Consider the following 19444-nt stretch of genomic DNA (forward strand, 5'->3'; position numbering starts at 1 on the left):
CATGACCACGCTCTTCAACCCCGTCCTGAACGGCTTCCACCCCGACCCGAGCGTCGTCCGCGTGGGCGACGAGTGGTTCCTGGCCACCTCGAGTTTCGAGTACCTGCCCGGCATCCCGATCCACCGCTCTCGCGACTTCGAGACCTGGGAGCTCATCGGACATGTCGGCGCCCTGCCCGAGACATTCGGCATCGCCGACGTTCCGACCGCCGGCGGCGTCTGGGCGCCGACGATCCGGCACCACGACGGCGTGTTCCACCTCGTGATCACGATCGCCATGGGGCGCGGGATGCTGCACTTCACCGCCGCGGATGCCGCGGGACCCTGGAGCGACGGCGACCTCATCCTGAGCGTAGACGGATCGGGCAGCGTCAACGGCATCGACCCCGACATCGCGTGGGATGCGGCCGGCAACGCGTACGTGACGTACTCGGGGCTGATCCTGGACGGCCCCGGCATCGGCACGCATCTGGGCATCCTGCAGGTGAAGGTCGACCTCGAGAACCACATCGCCCTCGAGGAGCCGCGCTCACTGTGGTCGGGCACGGGAGGACAATTCCCCGAAGCCCCGCATCTCTACGAGGTGGACGGCACCTGGTACCTGATGATCGCCGAGGGCGGCACCGAGCGAGGCCACGGCATCAGCATCGCCCGCAGCGCGAGTCCGGAGGGCCCATTCGAGACCGCGCCGCAGAACCCCCTGGTCTCGGCCCGCTCGACGATCCGACCCGTGCAGAACACCGGCCACGGCGACCTCGTCGTCGGCCCCGACGGCGAGTGGTTCTGCATCATGCTCGGCGTGCGCCCTCGCAGCATGACGCGCGCGTTCTCGGCCCTCGGTCGCGAGACGTTCGTCAGCCCCGTCCACTGGCAGGCCGACGGCTGGCCGACGATCGACCCTGTGCTGCTGAACCCGCGACCGGGCACGCGCGTCGAGGTCGACTTCTCGGCCGACGGCGACCTCGACGGCGAGTGGCTCGCGATCCGCCGGCCCATCGCCGAGATCGCCGATCCCGCCGCGCGACCCGGGTGGCTCACGCTCCACGGCGACGGCTCGACGCTCGACGACTCGCACCCCGTCTTCCTCGGACGTCGCCAGGAGCACCTCACCAACCGCGTCACGGTCACCGTGGATGCCTCGGCCGGTGTCGGCGGCATCGGGGTGCGCTACGACGAGCGATTCCATGTCGAGGTCGAGGCCGGCGCGGGTGTCGTCACGGCACGTGCCGTGCTCGGCGGCCTGCGCCAGGAGTGGACCCTGCCGTACAGCGGGGATGTGCTGGATCTGCACATCGATTCCCTCAAGCCGGAAGCCGGCATCGGCTTCGTGAGCACGAGCGACGTGTTCCACCTCGCCGCCACGATCGACGGAGAACGGGTCGAGCTCGGCGAAGTCGACGGGCGCTTCCTGTCGTCCGAGACGACCGAGTCCTTCACCGGACGAGTGATCGGGCTGTACGCCGTGACCGGCGATGTATCGTTTCAGTCCTGGATCGCCGAAGGGAACGACGAGTGACCACCCCCCGCATCGCCACCCTCCGCGCAGAGCTCCGAGACGACACGACGCTCGTCGCCACCCCGACCCCTCGCCTCACCTGGACCGTCGCGACCGATGCCGCCGGGTGGGTTCAGGCCCGCGCCGAACTGCGCGCAGGCGATGAGTCCGTCGCGCTCGCCGGCCGCGACTCCGTCCTGGTGGCGTGGCCGTTCGCGCCGCTCGCCCAGGGAGACAGCCGCGAAGTCTCGGTGCGCGCCGTCTCCGTCGACGGCGAGTCCACCGACTGGAGCACGCCGCTCACGGTGACCGCCGGCTTCCTCGCCGACGGCGACTGGGTCGCGCAGCCAGTCGGGTTGGCTCAGCCCAGTCGCGAGGCGCAGCCGTTCCGCGTGCGCACGGCGTTCACACTCGATGCGCCGGTCGTCCGCGCGACCCTGTACTGGACGGCGCTCGGCGTCGCCGAACCCGAAGTCAACGGCGCCGCCGTGTCGGACGACGTCCTCGCCCCCGGCTGGACGAGCTATCGCGATCGCCTCGTGCACGAGACTGTCGATGTCACCGCGCTCGTGCGGCCCGGGGAGAACGTCCTCGGTGCGACCGTCGCAGGTGCCTGGTACACCGAGAAGTACGGTTTCTACGTCTTCGCCGACCGCGTCTACGGCGATCAGCCCTCGTTCCTCGCCCAGCTGCGGCTGGAGTTCGCGGACGGAGCCGTACAGACGATCGCGACCGGGCCCGACTGGCGGGCCGACGGCGACGGACCCGTCGTCGACTCGGGGATCTACGCGGGCGAGCACCAGGATCTGCGCCGCACTGATGCCGGATGGTCGGCAACCGGCTACGAGGACGCGCACTGGACGCCGGTGCGCGTGGGCGCCGCCGCCCGCCCCGGCTACGAGAACGTGCCGGTGCCCGAGGCGCGCATCGCCCCGCCCGTACGCCGCACGCAGACGCTGCCCGTCGCAGAGGTGCTCACCTCGCCGACGGGCGGGCTGATCCTCGACTTCGGACAGAATCTCGTGGGGCGGCTGCGGCTGCGGGTCGCCGGGCAGGCGGGCACGCGCATCACGGTGCGCCATGCCGAAGTGCTCGACGAGGGCGAGCTCGCGCTCCGGCCGCTGCGCAACTCGGCATCCACCGCGGTGTTCGAGCTCGCCGGCGACGGCGACGAGACCCTCGAGTCGCGCTTCACGTTCCATGGCTTCCGCTACGCGCAGGTCGACGGCTGGCCGGGGGAGTTCGACCCAGGCGTCGTCGAGGCGGTCGTGCTGCACACCGACATGACCCGCACCGGGTGGTTCTCGTCGTCTCACGCCCAGCTCGACCGACTGCACGAGAACGTCGTGTGGGGCATGCGCGGCAACTTCCTCTCGATCCCGACCGACTGCCCGCAGCGCGACGAGCGCCTCGGGTGGACAGGTGACATCCAGGTGTTCTCGCCGACGGCGTCGTTCCTCTACGACAGCGAGGGCTTCCTCGCCTCTTGGCTGCGCGATCTGGCGCTCGAGCAGCACCATCAGGACGGCAACGTGCCGCTCGTGATCCCGGCCGCGCTCCCCGGCTTCGGCGGTCCCGCCGCGGTCGCGGCGTGGGGGGATGCCGCCACCGTGACCCCATGGGTCATCCACGAGCGCTTCGGCGATCGCGGCATCCTGCGCGACCAGTACGCGAGCATGCGCGACTGGGTCGAGGCCGTCCTCCGCGTCTCGACCGACGGCCTGTGGGCGCACACGTTCCAGCTCGGCGACTGGCTCGACCCGTCCGCCCCGCCCGACAAGCCCGCGCAGGCGAAGGTCGACTCCGACATCGTCGCCAGCGCCTACCTCGCCCGGTCGCTGCGGATCGTGGCGGACACCGCCTCGCTGCTGGGCGAGACGGCGGATGCCGATACCTACGCGGCACTGGCCGAGACCAGCCGGGCCGCATTCGTCGCCGAGTACGTGACGCCTGCCGGCCGCATGATGTCGGACGCCCCGACCGCCTACGCGCTCGCGTTGAACTTCGGCCTCGTCACCGGCGACTCCGTGCGGGAGCGGCTCGCGCAGCGCCTCGCCGAGCTCGTCCGCGGTGGCGGCTACCGCATCCAGACGGGCTTCGTCGGCACGCCCCTCGTGACCGACGCGCTGGCCGACGCGGGCTACCTCGATGAGGCGGCCCGCCTGCTGCTGCAGACCGAGAACCCGTCGTGGCTGTACCCGGTCACGATGGGGGCCACCACGATCTGGGAGCGCTGGGACAGCCTCCTCGAGGACGGGTCGGTCAACCCCGGCGAGATGACCTCGTTCAACCACTACGCCCTGGGTGCGGTTGCGGACTGGCTGCACCGTACGGTGGCCGGGCTCGCACCCGACGAGCCCGGCTACCGCCGCATCCGCATCGCGCCCCGGCCGCTTCGCGAACTCGCCAGGGCCTCGGCGTCCCACGTCACCCCGTACGGGCCGGCGACCGTTGCCTGGCGCCGTGAGGGCTCGTCGATCGTGGTCTCGGCCGACGTGCCGCCGAACACCACAGCCGTCGTCGACCTTCCCGGGGGCGAGGTGTTCGAGGTCGGATCGGGCAGCCACGAGTGGACGTCCGCCGACCGCGCGCCCCGGCCGTTCGCCGGCCCCTTCCACCTCGACTCGTCGACGGCGGCGGTGATCGACGATCCGCGTGCCTACCGGGCGCTGATCGACGCGATCGAGCAGCACGATCCGGCCAAGGCGGATGAAGTCCGCCGCGAAACGGTCTGGGCGCATGGGCGGACGGTGCGACAGTCGCTGATGTTCACCCCCCACTCACTGCTCGAGTACGTCGAAGAGGCGCTCGCGGCAATCTCGGAAGGCTAGACATGTTCGATCGCAGTTCCACGTTCGGCGAGGCACTCGACAGTCCCGCAGCCCGGTCGGTGCTCGAGGTCTTCCTCCCGGGCGTCGCGGCGTCCCCGATGGCATCGCAGTTCCGCGAGGTGCGCCTCGGACAGCTTGTCAATCTCGTGCCCGGGCTGGCGGAGTCGGTCGACCGTGAGCGATTCTGGACAGCGCTGGCCGAGGTGGACGAGGGCGGACCGGGTCGCGCGCCGTATGCGCCCGCGATCGAGCCGCATCCCGAGTTCGAGAGTGCGGATGTCCCGCGAGGCTCGGCTGCGGTGACCCTTCCGGGTGCGACCCCGCGATGGGGCGTCGTCGAGGTCCGGTTCGCCGGTCCGAGTCACGGCAACCCCTTCGTCGACGTCGAGTTCTCGGCCTCCTTCACGAACGGATCCCGCACGCTGGGCGTCGGCGGCTTCTACGACGGTGACGGGCAGTACGTTCTGCGACTCCTTGCCGAGGAGGAGGGCACGTGGACGTTCACGACCTCATCCACCGCTCGCTCGCTCGACGGGATCGCGGGCGAGGTCGTCGTGACCGCGCCCGCGCCCGGCACGCATGGTCCGGTGCACGCCGACGGCTTCCACTTCGCCCATGCGGACGGCACGCGCTACCGGCCGGTCGGAACGACTGCCTACGCGTGGACGCACCAGTCCGAGGAGCTGCAGGAGCGGACCCTGCGCACGCTCGAGGGCTCCGGGTTCACCAAGATGCGGATGTGCATCTTCCCCAAGTCGTACCTGTACAACGAGAACGAGCCGGAGGACTTCCCCTTCGTCGGGTCGCTGGCAGAGGGGTTCGACCTCGAGCGCTTCGACACCGTGCACTTCCGTCGCGTCGAGCAGCGGATCGCGCAGCTCGGCGACCTGGGGATCGAGGCGGACCTGATCCTGTTCCACGCGTACGACCGCTGGGGCTTCGCCGACCTGGGCCGCGCGGTCGACGAACGCGCACTCCGCTACGTGGTGCGTCGCCTGGCCGCCTACGCGAACGTGTGGTGGGCGCTGGCGAACGAGTACGACCTACTGTGGGCGAAGTCCGAAGAGGACTGGGAGCGGATCGCCGAGATCATCGGGGAGGAGGATCCGCACGGGCATCTCACCTCGATTCACAACTGCCGGCCGTTCTACGACCAGACGCGGCCGTGGATCACGCACGCGAGCGTGCAGCGGGTCGACGTGTACCGCACCGCCGAGAACACCGATCATTGGCGCGTGCAGTGGAATAAGCCCATCGTGATCGACGAGTGCGGCTACGAGGGAGACATCGACCAGGGGTGGGGGAACCTCACCGGCGAGGAGCTCGTCCGGCGCTGCTGGGAGGGGGCGGTACGCGGCGGATACGTCGCTCACGGCGAGACGTACCTCAATGACGCGCACGAGCTGTGGTGGTCCAAGGGCGGCGAGCTCGTCGGCGACAGCCCGGCGAGGATGGCGTTCCTCGATCGGATCATCGGCGAGTCGCCGACCGGCGTGATCGACCCGCTGCCGTCGGATTGGGACGTGCCGTTCGGCGGCGTCGCGGGCGAGTACGTAATCCTCTACTTCGGGTTCAACCGGCCGCGGTTCCGCAACGTCGTGCTGCCGGACGGATCGTTCGAGGTGGACGTGATCGACACGTGGGCGATGACCGTCGACACCCTGCCGGGAGTGCATTCCGGCCTGGTCCGCGTGGACCTGCCGGCCCAGCAGTTCATGGCAGTGCGTGCTCGCCGCGTGGCGGCCTGACCGCGGCATCCCGCGGTCCGCGGAGGCGCTCGAGCCGGGCTCGGGGCCTGGACGGGCTGGCTCGCTCACTCCGTGCGCTCGAGGAACGCGGTGATGCGCGCGAGCGCGCCGTTCCAGACCTCGTCGACGAAGAAATCGCGGATCTCCGGCACCGGGAATCCGGACTGCACGATCGTCATCATGGTGCGGTCGTCCTCGTGCGGTGCGAAGGTGATCTCGATGCGCGTGGTCATCGTCATGCCGTCAGGTGTGCTGCCGGTCGACTCGGTGACGAGCCGGTGCGGCCGGTCGATCTCGAGGAAGGTCTGCGTCTCGCGGAAGAGATTGTCGGCATCCGGCCCCCACACCGCGGTCTGGGTGCCTCCGACCCGAAGGTCGACGTCGATCTCGACGATGCCGGGGCGCTCATCGAAGATCGAGAACCAGATCTTCTGCTTCTCGGCGTCGGTGTACGCGTCGAACACCTCGTCGGGGGTGGCGGGCAGCACGCGGGTGATCCGCAGCTCGAGGGGAGTGACTGTCTCGGTCATTTCTCGTCTCCTTTCCGGAGGGTGAAGAAGGCTTCGAGTCCGTCGAGTCGACGCTCCCAGAGCCGCTGATAGAAGCTGATCCATGCCATCGCCTCGTCCAATCGCTCGGTGCCGAGCCGGCACTGCCGCGTGCGGCCGACCTTCTCGGTCGTGACGAGTCCGGCCTCTTCGAGCACCCTGATGTGCTTTGCCATGCCGGTGACGGTGATCTCGGCAGGCTCCGCCAGCTGCGACACCGTCGCCGGGCCCTCACCGAGACGGGCGAGGATGTCTCGCCGAGTGGCGTCGGCGAGCGCCGCGAACGTCCTGTCGAGCACAGCATGTTGAACCATGTGGTTCACTGTACGCACACTGAACCATATGGTGCAACAAGGAGATCCCTCAGCCTGTCACCAGGTCGCCGCCGACGCCGTCTCGTAGTCGCGGAGCGACTGATCGGCGTAGGCCACAGACCAGGCCACGATGGCCCGGGTGGCGGCATCCGATCTCCCGACGTAGCCCAGCACCTGGCCCGCGGTCGGACTCTGCGCGTGGGCGCGACCCAGAAGCCCGGCGCACGCGATGACGTAATCGCTGTACGCATCGAGCGGGAGTCCGTCCAGTTCCACCGAGCCCTTCATGTCATGGAACTGCCGGACGTAGAACGCGCGGCCGTTGGCCTGCAGGTGGCCGAGGAACGGATCGGACACCGCCTGGAGCACGCGCTGCATGCCCACGACCCGGAAGCCCTCGCCGCTGGCGGCCACGCCGTCGGTGATGCGCGCAGGCTGCGGGATGTGCCCGTACTGCGAGAGCACGGACTCGCCCGCCTCCTTGACCTGGAGGAGAAGGGCGTCCTCGTCGGCGCCCTGCAGCAGCTGCAGGTAGCAGCGCGTCCCCACGCTTCCGACCCCGACGACGCGGCGCGCGAGGTCGGTCGGCTCGTACTGCGCGAGTACGGTGTCGACGTCGATGCTCACCGTGTCGCGGTACTGCGCGAACAGCGCGTGGATCGACTCCGGCGGCTCGCCGGCGTGGAGCGGCGTCGCATCATCGAGCCGGAACCGCACCATCGTGGGCGGATTCTCGACGAATCGGAGCTTCCCGTCGGGTTCGCGCTCAGTCGTGCGGCGGATCGCTCGCACCGAGGTCCGGCGCTCGGCGGCGGCCAGTGCCGCATTCAGGACGCGGCGCCCGTCGCGGCTGAGCTGGCGGCGAGCCGAGTCCACGTTCAGATGCATGAAGTAGCGGCCGGTGGGGCTCAGCTCGACCATGCTGCGCAGCACCGCGATGTACTGGGCGACCGCGCGGCGGGCGACCTTCTCGACGTCGGGCTCGTGGTACCCGGCCTCCCGGCCCCCGACGATTACGCTCGTGATGAGCCGCTTGAGGTCCCACTCCCACGGCGCGACCGCCGCCTCGTCGAAGTCGTTGAGGTCGAAGACCAGCTGGCGCTCCGGCGACGCGTAGAAGCCGAAGTTGCTGATGTGCGCGTCACCGCATGCGGCGACCAGGATGCCGGAATGCGGGTCCTTGCCGAGGTCCAGCGCCATGAGTCCGGCTGTTCCCCGGTAGAAGGCGAACGGGCTGGCGAGCATCCGCTCCATGCGGACCGGCACGAGCTCGGGAACCCGGGTCGCGTTCTGCTCGCGCAGGTGGGCCACCGCGTCCCGCTGCACGGGGCGATGCTCGGCGAGCTCGGATCGGGCGATCACGCGGCGCAGGCTCTTGCCGAGTTCGCGGGATTCGGCGCGACTGAAGTGGGCGCGCTCCTTCAGGAGGTCCGGCGCATCGAGCGGCATCCCGACATCATCCCGCACTTGCGCGAGCTGATGTTCACCGCAGCACGAGAGCAGCGGCGCCGATCAGCGGCCCGTGCCCGTCCAGACCAGATTCGACCACGCGCACGCGTCGCGCGTACTCGAACACGGCGGCCTCGGCCGCAGCAGCGCGTACGAGTTCGAGATAGTCGGCGGCGACCTGGGAGAATCCGCCCGCGATGACCGCGACATCCAGGTCGAGCAGCGTGGCGACGCTGGCGATCGCCTCTCCGACTGCGCCTGCCGACCGGCGGACCGCGGCGACCGCGACTGCATCGCCTTCGCGGTACGCGACGGCGAGCTCCTCGCCGGTGCTCCCGGCCCATCCGTTCGCCCGCGCCCATGCGACGGCGGAGGGCCCGGACGCGAGCGCTTCGAGCGTTCCGTCGGTCGCGGGCTCGCCCGTGGCCCGTTCCCGGAGGCGCAGCTGCCCGATGTGTCCCGCATTGCCGCTGAGGCCGCTGACCGGCGCGCCGTCGATGATGATTCCGCCGCCGATCCCCGTCGAGACGACCATGGCCAGGGCGTTGCGGCTGCCGGCCGCGGCGCCCAGCCAGTGCTCCGCGAGCGCGATGCAGGCGCCGTCGAGGGCGAGGCGCACGGGCACGCCCGGGCGGAGCTCCTGCACGAGCGCGACGATCGGGAGCCCCGCGATCGCGGGGAGATTGAGGGGTGAGATCGTCCCCCGGGCGAGGTCTACCGGGCCTGCCGAGCCGATTCCGATCCCGATCAGCCGATCATCCGGCAGGACGTCGGCGAGCGCTTCCGCGGTGACGTGCCGGACGGCATCCGCGACGCTCTCTCGGGTGGAGTCACGGCCGGTGGGAGCGCGGTGGACCGTGCCGGCGATGACCTCGCCGGCGGAATCGACCAAAGCCGCATCGACCTTGGTCCCTCCGAGATCGAGCGCGAGCGCGAGCGTGCGTCGTTGCATGGCTCGATCCTCGCAGACCCGCACTCACCCCCAGGTCTCGTCGTAGTCGTCCGGCCACGCGGCGATGTCGATACCGTGGTTGTCGGGTGAGGCCAGCGTCCACCACTGGCCGTCGTGCGAGTCGACGACCCTGCCTCCGACGGCGAGTGCCGCTCGCACCCTCGACTCCGCCACGCTTCGCGGCACCGACACGTCGATGTGCACCCGGCCGCGGCCGGGCTTGGGCGGGGAGAGCTCATGGAACCACAGGTGCGGGCCGCGTCGGTTGGTGTCGATCGCGTCCTCCTCGCCCAGGTTCTCGTAGCCGAGGGCGGCCGCCCAGAACGGACGGGTGTCGACGCCGGTGTCCTGCGCGACGGCGATCCCGACCATCTGCAGCTGCGAGGGGTCCGACTCGAGTCCGAGCTCTCGTGCCGCCGCGGAGATCCTGGCCGCGAGGCGTGCATCAGTTCGGCTGAGCCTGCCGTCCGGCCGTGACGAGGTGCGGATCGTGACGCCGTTCGGGCGCAGATCGACATCGGGATCGTGTCCGACGGTTGCTGCCGCATCCGCGATCGCCGCGACGAAGCGCGCGCCCTCGGCGAAGGAGCTCACGCCGTAGAACGCGAACGCTCCCCAGAAGAGACCGTGCCAGTCCTCGACCCCCGGCTCGGCGTGGAACCCCTTCGCGGTGAGCCACTCGACCGCATCCGCCGCTTCGTCGTTCTGGTCCACCACGCGCTCGACCTCCTGCCGCCGTGCATCCGCACCGCACGCCGTCACAGTACCGGCGGTCGCGGACACACGCGAGAAGGATGCGCCAGGATGGAAGCATGCTGACCATCCCCACCGTGACCCTCAACGACGGCAAGGCCTTTCCCGAGCTCGGCCTCGGAACGTACGGCCTGCGCGGCGATGCGGGCATCTCCTCGATCGTCGCCGCGGTGGAGTCCGGATACCGCCTGCTCGACACCGCCGTGAACTACGAGAACGAGCGCGAGGTCGGCGAGGCCGTTCGCCGCAGCGGTCTGGACCGCGGCGAGCTGCTCGTGACGACGAAGATCCCGGGGCGTCACCACGGCTACGACGATGCGATCCAGAGCACGAGCGGCTCACTCGAGGTGATGGGGCTCGACTACGTCGACCTCTCCCTCATCCACTGGCCGAATCCCAGCGTCGACAAGTACGTCGACACCTGGCGCGCGATGATCGATCTGCGTGGGAGCGGGCAGGTCCGCTCGATCGGCGTGTCGAACTTCACCGAGGCGATGCTGACGCGCCTGATCGATGAGACGGGTGTCGCTCCGGCCGTGAACCAGGTCGAGCTGCACCCGTACTTCCCACAGGGGGCGCTGCGGGCGTTCCACGCCGAGCACGGCATCCGGACGGAGAGCTGGAGCCCGCTCGCACGCCGCACCGAACTGCTCCAGGAGCAGGTGCTGCAGGAGATCGCCGAGATCCAGGGCATCACGCCGACCCAGGTCGTGCTGCGCTGGCATGTCGAGCTCGGCAGCACCCCGATCCCCAAGTCGGCCGACCCGGAGCGCCAGCGCGAGAACGCCGACGTGTTCGGGTTCGAGCTCACGGCGGACGAGGTCGAAGCGATCTCCGGCCTGGAGCGCGGGCGACTGTGGGACGGGCACCCCGACACGCACGAGGAGATGTAGGGCTGACGCCGGTCTGACGTGCTCGCGTCAGGTCAGCGCGGCGACCACGGCATCCACGTACTCGCGCGGATTTCGCGGTCCGAACAGCGCCGTGTGGGCGACGTAGCCCTGCGCGAGCGAGATGACGGATCGAGTCCGCTCCAGCGCGAGCGTCTCGGCATCCGACTCGTCGGCCGCGTGCAGCCGCGCCCACGGCAGCAGCGCGCGTACGATCGTGCCGCGCAGCCCGGCCGCGGTGCGGAGCATCTCGGCGTTCAGTTCGGGGCTCACGGTGGCCTCCCCCCAGAACTGGAGGACGATGCGCGGTGGAAGGCCGTCATCGGTGAAGACGGTGAGGATCGACTCGAGGACCTCCCGCGGGGTTCGGACATCCGCGGAGAGTTCGAGATCGTGCAGGCGGGGGAACAGGAACTCGGCCACGATGTAGCGGGCCAGTTCGCTCTTGCTCGTGAAGTGCGAGTAGATCGCCCCAGTGGACAGGCCCGACTCCTCCACGATGTCGGCGATCGAGGTGTCATGGACGCCCTTGCGCTCGAGGCAGCGGATCGCGGCACGGGCGATCTCGTCGCGCCGTGCCCTGCGGTAGTCGTCCGAGACGCGAGGCATGGAAAGAGAATACATGTTCTGCTATTCTTCAAACAGAATCACCATTCTCTTTAAGGAGTCCGCCATGGCACACGATGCGTCACCCAGTCCGTCCGGCCGCACGAAGTGGTCGGTTGCAGCCCTCTACGGCCTTGTCGGCGGCCTTGTCATCGCCGTGCTCGTCATGGCGTTCGTCTGGCCGGCAGCGACCTCGAAGCCCCAGAACCTGCCGATCGGCATCAGCGGACCGGCCGATCGGGTCGCCGCACTCGAGGCAGCCCTCGAAGAGCAGGATCCGGCGCCGTTCACGCTCGTCGCGGTGGATTCGCGCGACGATGCCGTCACGCAGATCGAGTCGCGTGCGCTGTACGGCGCCATCCTCCTCGACGGGCCGGAGGTGCTGGTCGCGACCGCCGCGAGTCCGATCGCTGCGCAGGCGCTGCGCGGGGTCGCGACCCAGCTGCAGTCGCAGATCACCGAGACCGTGCAGGCCGCCCTGATCGCGCAGCTGCAGCAGCTCGGTGCGGCGCTCGCGTCCGGTCAGCCGCCAGCGACCCCGCCGAGCGCCGGCGGCGCGCCGGAGATCCCGCAGGTGACCGTCACCGATGTCGTGCCGCTCGCCGATTCCGACCCGACCGGCGCCGGTCTCGCCGCCGCGGCCTTCCCGCTCACGATCGGCGGGATGCTGGGGGGAATCCTCCTGTCGCTCCTGGTCGCGGGAGCCGTGCGGCGCCTCGTGGGCCTGCTCGTGTTCGGCGTCGCCGCCGGCGTGTTCGCGGCGCTCGTCATGCAGACCTGGTTCGGCCTGCTGCAGGGGGACTGGCTGCTCAATGCCGCGGCGCTCGGGCTCGGGATGACCGCGACCGCGGCGTTCATCATCGGCATGAATGCCGTCCTCGGTCGCGCCGGCCTCGGCATCGCCGCCATCATCACGATCCTGCTGGCCAACCCGATCGCGGGGGCGGCAGCGCCGTGGCAGTTCCTTCCCGTGCCCTGGGGGCAGATCGGCCAGTTCTTCGTGCCGGGAGCCGCATCGAACCTCATCCGTTCACTGAGCTACTTCCCGGACGCTCCGACGGCGATGCAGTGGACGATCCTGGCCTGCTGGCTCGCGGGCGGAGTCCTGCTCACGCTCATCGGGCACTACCGCGACCAGGCCGACCTGCCAGTGCCGGCCGACCAGCTCGAGCCGGTGCCGGATGCCGAGGATCAGTCCCGCGCCGGGGCGCTCGAGGAGAATGCGGTGAGCCACTCCGCGTAGGTCTGGGTTCCGAGCCGGGCGTCCGGCCCGGGCAGGAGCGACCCGTCCCGCTGTGCGCGCCCCGATGGGCCGGGCAGCGGGACGGCGGGTATCCATGACCTCGAACCCCGGGCCCGTGCGACGCCGCGGACCATCTCGACCAGGCTCTCCTCCCGCGGTCCGGCGAGGTCGGGAGCGCGACGCGACGGGCCGGCCTCGGCGAGGGCGACGAGCTGCGCCGCCACCTCCTGCGCGGCGATCGGCTGCGTGCGCATCTTCGGGGCGACGTGGAACGGGCCGACCTTCGCCCGCGCGTACACCTGGTCGGCGAACTCGTGGAACTGCGTGGCCCGCAGGATCGTCCAGGGCACCGTGCCTGCTTCGACGAGGGACTCCTGCGCCAGCTTTCCCGCGTAGTAGCCCTCGGGAGAGGAGTCGATCCCGACGATCGACAGTGCGATGTGGTGGCCGACTCCCGCAACCGCCTCCGCGTCGAGGAGCGTCCGGGTCGTGGCCTCGAAGAACGCTGTCGATTCCGCGGCATCGAGTGTGGTCACGCTCGTCACGTCGATGACGGCATCCACCTCGTGGAGTGCGTCGGCCGCGCCGACCCCGGTGACCAGATCCACTCCCGTGCTCCGAGCCAGGACCACGACATCGTGCCCGTTCCGCCGGGCTGTGTCGACGACGTGGCGGCCGACCTGTCCGGTTCCTCCGGCGACGGCGATTCTCATGGTCGGGTCTCCTCCGCGTGCGGGTCGTGGACGGCGTGGGTGCCTGCGATCTCAGCAGGTTCGGGCAGACCGGAGCCGGGCGGACTCGGCTCGACGTCGGGGCTCGCCAGGGTCGCGATCAGCACGCCGACCAGCGCGATCGCGCCGCCGACGGCCTTGATCGGGTCGAGCGGCTCACCCAGCAGCAGCGCGAAGCCGTATCCGAGCGCCGGGATCGCGGCCGTCGCGACTCCCGAGACGGCGGCGGGCAGGCGCTCCGCGCCGTAGTTGAACAGCACGAGCGTCGGTGCGGTGACGACGAGGGCGAGTGCGAGGATGCTGATCAGCCCGCGAGCGTCGCTCGGCACGGCCAGCGTGCCCGTGACCGCCTCCCATCCGAGCCACGGCAGCATGAGCGCCGTTCCCCACACGCCCGTCGCGGTGGCGAGCACGAGCGCGTCCGGAGAGTCCGGGCGACCGCCGTCGCGGCGCAGCAGCACGGTGTAGATCGCGTAGGAGGCGAGGGCGGCGATGTTCAGGAGCACGCCGACATCGATGCGGAAGCCGGATGCCGCGACGAGGGCCACCCCCGCCGTCGCGAGCGCCAGCCCGATCCAGGTGCGTCGCGAGAGTCGCTCGCGGATCATGACGACGGCTGCGGCCGCGGTGAGGACGGGCAGGAAGGCCGCTGTCAGCGCCGCGGTGCCCGGCGTCGTGAAGAGGAGCCCGATGTTGGCCAGCGAGTAGTACAGCGTCACCCCGGTCAGCCCGAGCAGGATCGTCCGGGGTTCGCGGAGGGTGCGCAGGAACGCCGGTCGACGTGCAGCGAGCGGGATGAGCACGATGAGGGCGATCGCGAAGCGGCTGACCGAGAGGACGGCGGGCGAGCCGGTCTCGAGCGCCCAGCTCGAGCCCACGTATGCGGCCGACCAGAGCACGACCGAGAGGCCGATCGCGCCGAGCGGCAACCAGCGGTGCGTCATGCCTACAGCTGCGCGCCGTCGTCGTCGGGGTCTTCGAGTCCCACGTGACGGCCCCGCCACGACTCGTATGCGATCAGCCAGCCGATCGACAGGGCGAAGGCGAGGATGATGCCGATCCACAGCTGACCCCAGATCAGACCGAACAGCACGCCGAGCACGAAGATCAGGACCGTGCCGAGAAGCCATTGGATGCGGCCTTTCGGCCAGCCGGTGCGAGGTTCTGACATGTTCCCAGCCTAAGACCGGGCACGCTCGAGCTCAGTCGCCGAGGGCGCGGACGGCCTCGAACAGGCCGACGTCGCCGACCTGACCGCCCTTCAGCAGCAGTTCGAGTCCTTCGATCGCCGGGTCGGACGCGTGTGCGGTCAGCAGCACGACGTTGCCCCACGGGTTCGCGGCGATCGAGAGCGACTCGACGCCGAGGAGGCGCGTGACCCTGCTCGACGTGTCGCCGCCGCACACGATGATCCGGCGGGTCGCCCCTGCCGCCGCCGCACCGGCGGCAAGCTCGGCCGCCCGCTCCGCGAGCACTTCGAGCACGGGTCGCTCCAGCGTCGCCGTGTCCACGTCGTCCGAGGTCAGGCCGACGCTGCGGCCGGCGCGCAGCGCGGACAGCACCCAGTCGAGCTGGGCCGCCGCCCTCGCCGGCTCCAGTTCGAGCGGCTGCACGAACCAGTCCGCCTCGACGGCGGCATCCATCTGCCGGCGCGTCTGCGGGGAGCGGCTCCCGGACAGCGCGAGCACGGGTCCGGGCGGACTCTCGTGCGACGGGAGCGGTGCCGATGGCGCGCCGTCCGCCGCGGCGATCGCGAGGCTGAGCCCCCCGGATCCCACCGCGAAGGCAGGCGGGTCCAAGTGCGTCAGCGCGCGGCCGATCGCCTCGAGGTGCTCGTCGAGTGCTGCATCCATCACGACGGCCGCCGAATCGGCTTCGCGCAGCTGATCCGCGAGGTCATCACCATATGCCGTGAACGGAATGCTGCCGATCGGCAGGCTCGTCTGACGCGAGAAGTGCACTGAGAGGTCGGGCTCCGTCATCGGCGTCGACGGGTGGTGCGACATGGTCGGCTGTCGATCGAGGCGGTAGACGATGCCGTCTTCTGCTGCGAAGTGGATGCCGTGCAGCGTGTACCGGCCGAAGTCGGGCTGTGCGAACACGAGCGGAACGGTCTGCGTCCCGACGATCTCGCGGCCGAGTTCGATCACGCGCCCGATGCTGCCGATCGTGGGGGAGGAGTCCGCGGTCGAGCACGCCTTGTACTGCACGATGCGCGGACCGAGTGCGGTGAGCGCTTGCAGGACCGGCCGGAGCTCGGCATCCAGTTCGCTGGTGGCGAGCGAGCGGGCGACGCCCGCGACTCCGACGACATCGCACTCCGCCGCAGCGCGCTCGAGCACCTCGGCGTCTGGCAGGCCGACGAACAGGCGCCCCGTCCAGCCGCGGCGCGCGAACTGCAGCAGCGCGTCGACGCTGCCGGTGAAATCGTCGCCGTAGAAGGCGGCCCGCAGTCTCGGCATGGCTCCGACCCTAGTTCGCCGGCCCGCGCATCAGGCGCGCACCGGACCGAAGGTCTCGGTCGCACGGCGCAGTGCGTCGGAGCCGGCGAGCGCGTCGGCGGGGGACTCGCCTCGAGCGGCCGACTCCCACGCGTCCCGCATGCTCGCGACGCCCGCCGGTGATCCGTCGGGATGCCCATGGATGCCGCCCCCGGCGAGCACCAGCAGATCGGTCGTCCCCACCGCCGCGTAGGTCGCGTGCGCGAGGCCGCCCCACTGGCCGGACGAGAGGACGGGCACGGTCGGGGTGAGCCCGAGCAGGGGCTCGCGGACCGCGGCGATCGAGTCGAGCACCTCCGCGTCCGATTCGTAGAACTTGTTGCTGATGCCGTTCGTGTGCAGGTGGTCGGCGCCGCACAGCCGCACCAGCTTCTGCCACGCGCGGAACGAGAAGCCGACCTGCTCGGATCGGCTGATCGCGCCGAACATCGTGCGATGCCCGTGGATCGGCACCCGCGCTCGACGACGGATGTAGTCCAGTCCGGCCAGCCCGACGAGGTTGATGCACACCATCACGCAGGTGCCGCCGGCATCGACGACGAGATCGTGGTTCGCCTCGAGGCGGTCGATGTCGTCGGTGATGTTGAAGGCGTACATCGGCTTGACGCCGGTGCGGTCGGCATGGCGCTCCAGCACGGGCATGACGGCGCGGACCCGCTCGGCGAGCGGAGCGCTCGGCCCGTTGCCCTGGAGCTCGTCGTCCTTGATGAAATCGACGCCCGCGGAGGCGAGCTCTGCGACGAGTGCGCCGAGATCCTCGGGGGAGAGCCCGATGCTCGGCTTCACGATCGTGCCGACCATCGCACCATCGGGTCGCCCCATCAGTCGGCGGGTGCCCGCGACCCCGAACGCCGGGCCCGGGTACCGCTGCGCGAACTCCTTCGGAAGCTCGAGGTCGATGAGCTTGATCGCGGCGAGCTCCTTGATCTCGAACAGGTTGCCCGCGACGGCGGCGAGCAGGTTCGGCAGGGACGCGCCGAAGTTGTCGAGCGGAAATCGCAGTCGCAGCAGCGCCCGCCGTCGCGCTGCCGGGTCGCCGACGGCTCCGGGCAGAGGCGATGCTCCGGTGAGTGGGATCTCCTGGATGCGTTCGACCTGTGCCGCGAACCGCGCGCGCAGATCGTCGGACTCGCGCGCCACGCGCACGAACGTCCCGGTGGACTGCTCGCCCGCGAGCACCTCTGCGGCGCGCTCGAGCGGCAGCGACGTCTCGATCACATACGTCGCAACGACTGCGGCGGGCGCAGCCGCCCGCGCCGCAGTCACCACACCACCGGCATCCACACCGACATCTCCGACGGCCCGCGATTCCCCCATGCGAAGTAGGGGATGAGCCGCACGGATGCGGCGCCGAGGGCCTGATCACCGAGATCGTCGTACAGCGCATCGGGCGCGGCATCCGGCAGCACGGCGATCTCGCCCTCGAGGCTCACGATGCGATGTCCGCCGATCTCGGCCTCCGTCGGCGTGAGGGTTGCGCCGCGATGCAGCGCCGCCTGCTCGAGGCGGATGCCGTCCGGAAGATCCGTGCTCTCGACGGCGTAGACGACCGGCCCCCGCTGGACGGCCACCTGATTCGTGGCCTCCTCGGCGAGGCGGTGCGCGCGCAGCATCCGCACCGGCATGGGCAGATCGAGCACCACGACGTCGCCCGCGCGCCATTCGCGTTCGATCCGCGTGTAGCTGCCGGCGCCCGTGACATCGACGGGAGCACCGTTCACCGAGAGCGCGGCCCCGCGCGACCACCCCGGGACGCGCAGATGAAGCGGGATGCCGCCGCCTGCAGCGTCCTCCACGGTGAACTCGATGCGACCGTGCCACGGGTAGTCGCTGCTCTCGCGCACCGCGAGCGACCTGCCGTCGGGGAGCGCGGCCTCGATCCGGCTGCCGCCGTACTGGTGGATGTAGAGGCCGTCGGATGCGACCGACGCCGCACGCTCGTGGAACCGGGCCAGCGTGCGCGCGATGTTCGGCGGGCAGCAGAAGCAGCTCAGATATGACTGACGCAGCCGGGCGTCGGATGCCGGCGGTGCCGGGACCGGGTGAAGGCCGGTGTCGCCGGGCATGCGAAGCGGGTAGGGCAGATCTCGCACCTGGCGCAGGGCGTTCGTGTAGAAGTACTCGGTGCCGTCGAGGCTGATGCTCGCCAGCAGCGCGTTGTACGCGATCTGCTCGATGACATCGGCGTAGCGCGCCTCGCCGGTGAGGGCGAGCATCCGCTCGCTCCACAGGATCATGCCGACGTTCGCGCACGACTCCGCATGGGCTGTCGTGTTCGGGAGCTGGTACGCGCGGCCGTACGCCTGGTGGATGCGACTGATCTCCTCCTGCCACGGATCTCCGTCGGGCGAGGCCCCGTCGTACAGTGCGCCGCAGCCGCCGGTGACGTACAGCTTCGTGTCGACGAGGTCGCCCCAGAGGTCTTCGAGCACGCCGCGCAGCTGCTCGTCGCCGGTCTCGGCGACGAGGTCGGCGAGACCCGCATACAGGTAGTTCGCGCGCACCGCGTGACCGGCGACGACCCGCTGGTCGCGCACTGGCAGCCGGTCCTGGTTGTCATCGCCGCCCTCGAAGTCGTCGCGAACGCGGACGAAAGCCTCGGCGAGGCGGAGATACTGCTCGTCGGAGGTCGACCGGTACAGGTCGATCACGGCCATGTAGTGGGAGGGGCAGATCGCGCTGCGTGCGAGCTCGACGGGCTTGTTCGTTGCGAGGTCCTCGAGGAACCTCGCCGCGCCCCGCGCGACATCCAGGAGCGTCGTGCTGCCGGTGACCTCGTAGTGTCGCACCCCGGCGGTGATGAGGTGTCCGAGGTTGTAGGTCTCGAAGTGGAAGCGATCCGCCAGCGCGTGCGCGCTCTCGCTCCTGCGAGCGGCGATGAGCGTCGGCGTGTGGACGTAGCCGTCCTCGCGCTGCACAGAGGCGATGAGCGCAGCAACCGCTTCGACCGTCTCGGCGAGCTGCGGATCGGGTGCGACCTCCAGCTCGGCGATCGCCGCTTCGAGCCATTTGTACAGGTCGCCGTCCATGAATGGCGGGCCGGTGTGCGATCCCTCTTCGAGCCCGGCGGCGATGCGGAAGTTGCGAAGGCCGGAGCTGATCGCCGGGTCGCGCAGGGAATCCCACATGCCCGGCACGGTGACCTCGCGTGTACGGGCGGTGATGTCGCCCCAGAAGCCGCTCACCCAGCTCGCATTCGCGGCGCCGAGGTGCTGCAGCGGCGCGTGCGGTCGGAGCGCGGTGGATGCGGGCATGCGTCGTGTCCTTCGGTCGTGTGATGATCCTCGCGCGAGTATCGGGAGACTCGGCGGTGGATGCCGTTCCAGGGTAGGCTGTGTCTGCAAGTTCCGGCAACGGCGCATAAATATGCACCACGATCGATG

17 protein-coding genes are annotated in these 19444 nt (G+C 70.3%); 5 read left to right on the top strand and 12 right to left on the bottom strand.

The window, feature by feature from the left end:
• Position 1 precedes the first annotated feature (1 nt).
• Genes BM349_RS14980 through BM349_RS14990 form a run of 3 tightly spaced genes read left to right on the top strand, consistent with a single transcriptional unit; the run spans position 2 to position 6074 of the window.
• Positions 2-1516, top strand: coding sequence for a glycoside hydrolase family 43 protein (locus BM349_RS14980; RefSeq protein ID WP_091707824.1), 1515 nt, complete (start codon positions 2-4; stop codon positions 1514-1516).
• Complete coding sequence (locus BM349_RS14985) at positions 1513-4326, top strand: alpha-L-rhamnosidase (protein WP_091707827.1); 2814 nt, start codon at positions 1513-1515, stop codon at positions 4324-4326. The genes BM349_RS14980 and BM349_RS14985 overlap by 4 nt, the downstream gene beginning before the upstream one ends.
• A 2-nt stretch (positions 4327-4328) precedes the next feature.
• Positions 4329-6074 (top strand): DUF5605 domain-containing protein, encoded by a 1746-nt coding sequence (locus tag BM349_RS14990; RefSeq protein ID WP_091707830.1) that lies wholly within the window; start codon positions 4329-4331, stop codon positions 6072-6074.
• Between the two features lie 65 nt (positions 6075-6139).
• Here the strand turns inward: BM349_RS14990 and BM349_RS14995 are convergent, their stop codons facing one another.
• Genes BM349_RS14995 through BM349_RS15015 form a run of 5 tightly spaced genes read right to left on the bottom strand, consistent with a single transcriptional unit; the run spans position 6140 to position 10120 of the window.
• Positions 6140-6604, bottom strand: coding sequence for an SRPBCC family protein (locus BM349_RS14995; RefSeq protein WP_091707832.1), 465 nt, complete (start codon positions 6602-6604; stop codon positions 6140-6142).
• Positions 6601-6936: an ArsR/SmtB family transcription factor gene (locus BM349_RS15000; protein WP_091707834.1), complete on the bottom strand. Its 336-nt coding sequence runs from the start codon at positions 6934-6936 to the stop codon at positions 6601-6603. Before BM349_RS15000 ends, BM349_RS14995 begins: the two co-directional genes overlap by 4 nt.
• 57 nt (positions 6937-6993) lie before the next feature.
• Positions 6994-8385 (bottom strand): DUF2252 domain-containing protein, encoded by a 1392-nt coding sequence (locus BM349_RS15005; protein ID WP_091707837.1) that lies wholly within the window; start codon positions 8383-8385, stop codon positions 6994-6996.
• A gap of 34 nt (positions 8386-8419) precedes the next feature.
• A complete protein-coding gene (locus tag BM349_RS15010; protein ID WP_091707839.1) occupies positions 8420-9337 on the bottom strand; it encodes an ROK family protein in 918 nt (305 codons plus the stop codon).
• A 24-nt stretch (positions 9338-9361) separates the two neighbouring features.
• A complete protein-coding gene (locus BM349_RS15015) occupies positions 9362-10120 on the bottom strand; it encodes a VOC family protein (protein WP_091707841.1) in 759 nt (252 codons plus the stop codon).
• Between the two features lie 29 nt (positions 10121-10149).
• Here BM349_RS15015 and BM349_RS15020 point away from each other — a divergent pair, with 29 nt between their 5' ends.
• Positions 10150-10983, top strand: coding sequence for an aldo/keto reductase (locus BM349_RS15020; RefSeq protein WP_091707844.1), 834 nt, complete (start codon positions 10150-10152; stop codon positions 10981-10983).
• Positions 10984-11010: 27 nt separating this feature from the next.
• On the opposite strand, the gene BM349_RS19055 is transcribed toward BM349_RS15020, so the two are convergent.
• Positions 11011-11589: a TetR/AcrR family transcriptional regulator gene (locus BM349_RS19055; protein WP_091707846.1), complete on the bottom strand. Its 579-nt coding sequence runs from the start codon at positions 11587-11589 to the stop codon at positions 11011-11013.
• A 64-nt stretch (positions 11590-11653) separates the two neighbouring features.
• Here BM349_RS19055 and BM349_RS15030 point away from each other — a divergent pair, with 64 nt between their 5' ends.
• Entirely contained in the window at positions 11654-12829 is a 1176-nt protein-coding gene (locus BM349_RS15030) for an ABC transporter permease (protein WP_175525323.1), read from the top strand.
• On the opposite strand, the gene BM349_RS15035 is transcribed toward BM349_RS15030, so the two are convergent.
• From BM349_RS15035 to BM349_RS15060, 6 genes are read right to left on the bottom strand one after another with little or no spacing between them, the layout of a single operon-like run.
• The gene (locus BM349_RS15035) at positions 12778-13542 is read right to left on the bottom strand and encodes an SDR family oxidoreductase (protein WP_091707848.1); all 765 of its coding nucleotides are present in this window, start codon (positions 13540-13542) and stop codon (positions 12778-12780) included. The genes BM349_RS15030 and BM349_RS15035 overlap by 52 nt on opposite strands.
• Entirely contained in the window at positions 13539-14504 is a 966-nt protein-coding gene (locus BM349_RS15040; RefSeq protein WP_091707850.1) for a DMT family transporter, read from the bottom strand. The genes BM349_RS15035 and BM349_RS15040 overlap by 4 nt, the downstream gene beginning before the upstream one ends.
• A gap of 2 nt (positions 14505-14506) precedes the next feature.
• Entirely contained in the window at positions 14507-14731 is a 225-nt protein-coding gene (locus BM349_RS15045; protein WP_091707852.1) for a hypothetical protein, read from the bottom strand.
• A 31-nt stretch (positions 14732-14762) separates the two neighbouring features.
• Positions 14763-16022 carry a four-carbon acid sugar kinase family protein gene (locus tag BM349_RS15050; RefSeq protein ID WP_091707854.1) on the bottom strand — a complete coding sequence of 420 codons (1260 nt, stop codon included), beginning with the start codon at positions 16020-16022 and terminating at the stop codon, positions 14763-14765.
• 30 nt (positions 16023-16052) lie between these two features.
• Complete coding sequence (locus BM349_RS15055; RefSeq protein WP_091707856.1) at positions 16053-17378, bottom strand: RuBisCO large subunit C-terminal-like domain-containing protein; 1326 nt, start codon at positions 17376-17378, stop codon at positions 16053-16055.
• Entirely contained in the window at positions 17324-19315 is a 1992-nt protein-coding gene (locus BM349_RS15060; protein ID WP_091707858.1) for a glycoside hydrolase family 127 protein, read from the bottom strand. Before BM349_RS15060 ends, BM349_RS15055 begins: the two co-directional genes overlap by 55 nt.
• Positions 19316-19444 lie beyond the last annotated feature (129 nt).

The sequence above is a fragment of the Microbacterium sp. cf046 genome (assembly GCF_900114345.1).
GTDB lineage: Bacteria > Actinomycetota > Actinomycetes > Actinomycetales > Microbacteriaceae > Microbacterium.

Coding starts and splice junctions, on each gene's coding strand:
- BM349_RS15040 (WP_091707850.1), bottom strand. CDS start 14,504: ATGACGCACCGCTGGTTGCCGCTCGGCGCGATCGGCCTCTCGGTCGTG.
- BM349_RS15000 (WP_091707834.1), bottom strand. CDS start 6,936: ATGGTTCAACATGCTGTGCTCGACAGGACGTTCGCGGCGCTCGCCGAC.
- BM349_RS15030 (WP_175525323.1), top strand. CDS start 11,654: ATGGCACACGATGCGTCACCCAGTCCGTCCGGCCGCACGAAGTGGTCG.
- BM349_RS19055 (WP_091707846.1), bottom strand. CDS start 11,589: ATGCCTCGCGTCTCGGACGACTACCGCAGGGCACGGCGCGACGAGATC.
- BM349_RS15050 (WP_091707854.1), bottom strand. CDS start 16,022: ATGCCGAGACTGCGGGCCGCCTTCTACGGCGACGATTTCACCGGCAGC.
- BM349_RS15010 (WP_091707839.1), bottom strand. CDS start 9,337: ATGCAACGACGCACGCTCGCGCTCGCGCTCGATCTCGGAGGGACCAAG.
- BM349_RS15060 (WP_091707858.1), bottom strand. CDS start 19,315: ATGCCCGCATCCACCGCGCTCCGACCGCACGCGCCGCTGCAGCACCTC.
- BM349_RS15020 (WP_091707844.1), top strand. CDS start 10,150: ATGCTGACCATCCCCACCGTGACCCTCAACGACGGCAAGGCCTTTCCC.
- BM349_RS14990 (WP_091707830.1), top strand. CDS start 4,329: ATGTTCGATCGCAGTTCCACGTTCGGCGAGGCACTCGACAGTCCCGCA.
- BM349_RS15045 (WP_091707852.1), bottom strand. CDS start 14,731: ATGTCAGAACCTCGCACCGGCTGGCCGAAAGGCCGCATCCAATGGCTT.
- BM349_RS15055 (WP_091707856.1), bottom strand. CDS start 17,378: ATGGGGGAATCGCGGGCCGTCGGAGATGTCGGTGTGGATGCCGGTGGT.
- BM349_RS15005 (WP_091707837.1), bottom strand. CDS start 8,385: ATGCCGCTCGATGCGCCGGACCTCCTGAAGGAGCGCGCCCACTTCAGT.
- BM349_RS14980 (WP_091707824.1), top strand. CDS start 2: ATGACCACGCTCTTCAACCCCGTCCTGAACGGCTTCCACCCCGACCCG.
- BM349_RS14995 (WP_091707832.1), bottom strand. CDS start 6,604: ATGACCGAGACAGTCACTCCCCTCGAGCTGCGGATCACCCGCGTGCTG.
- BM349_RS15035 (WP_091707848.1), bottom strand. CDS start 13,542: ATGAGAATCGCCGTCGCCGGAGGAACCGGACAGGTCGGCCGCCACGTC.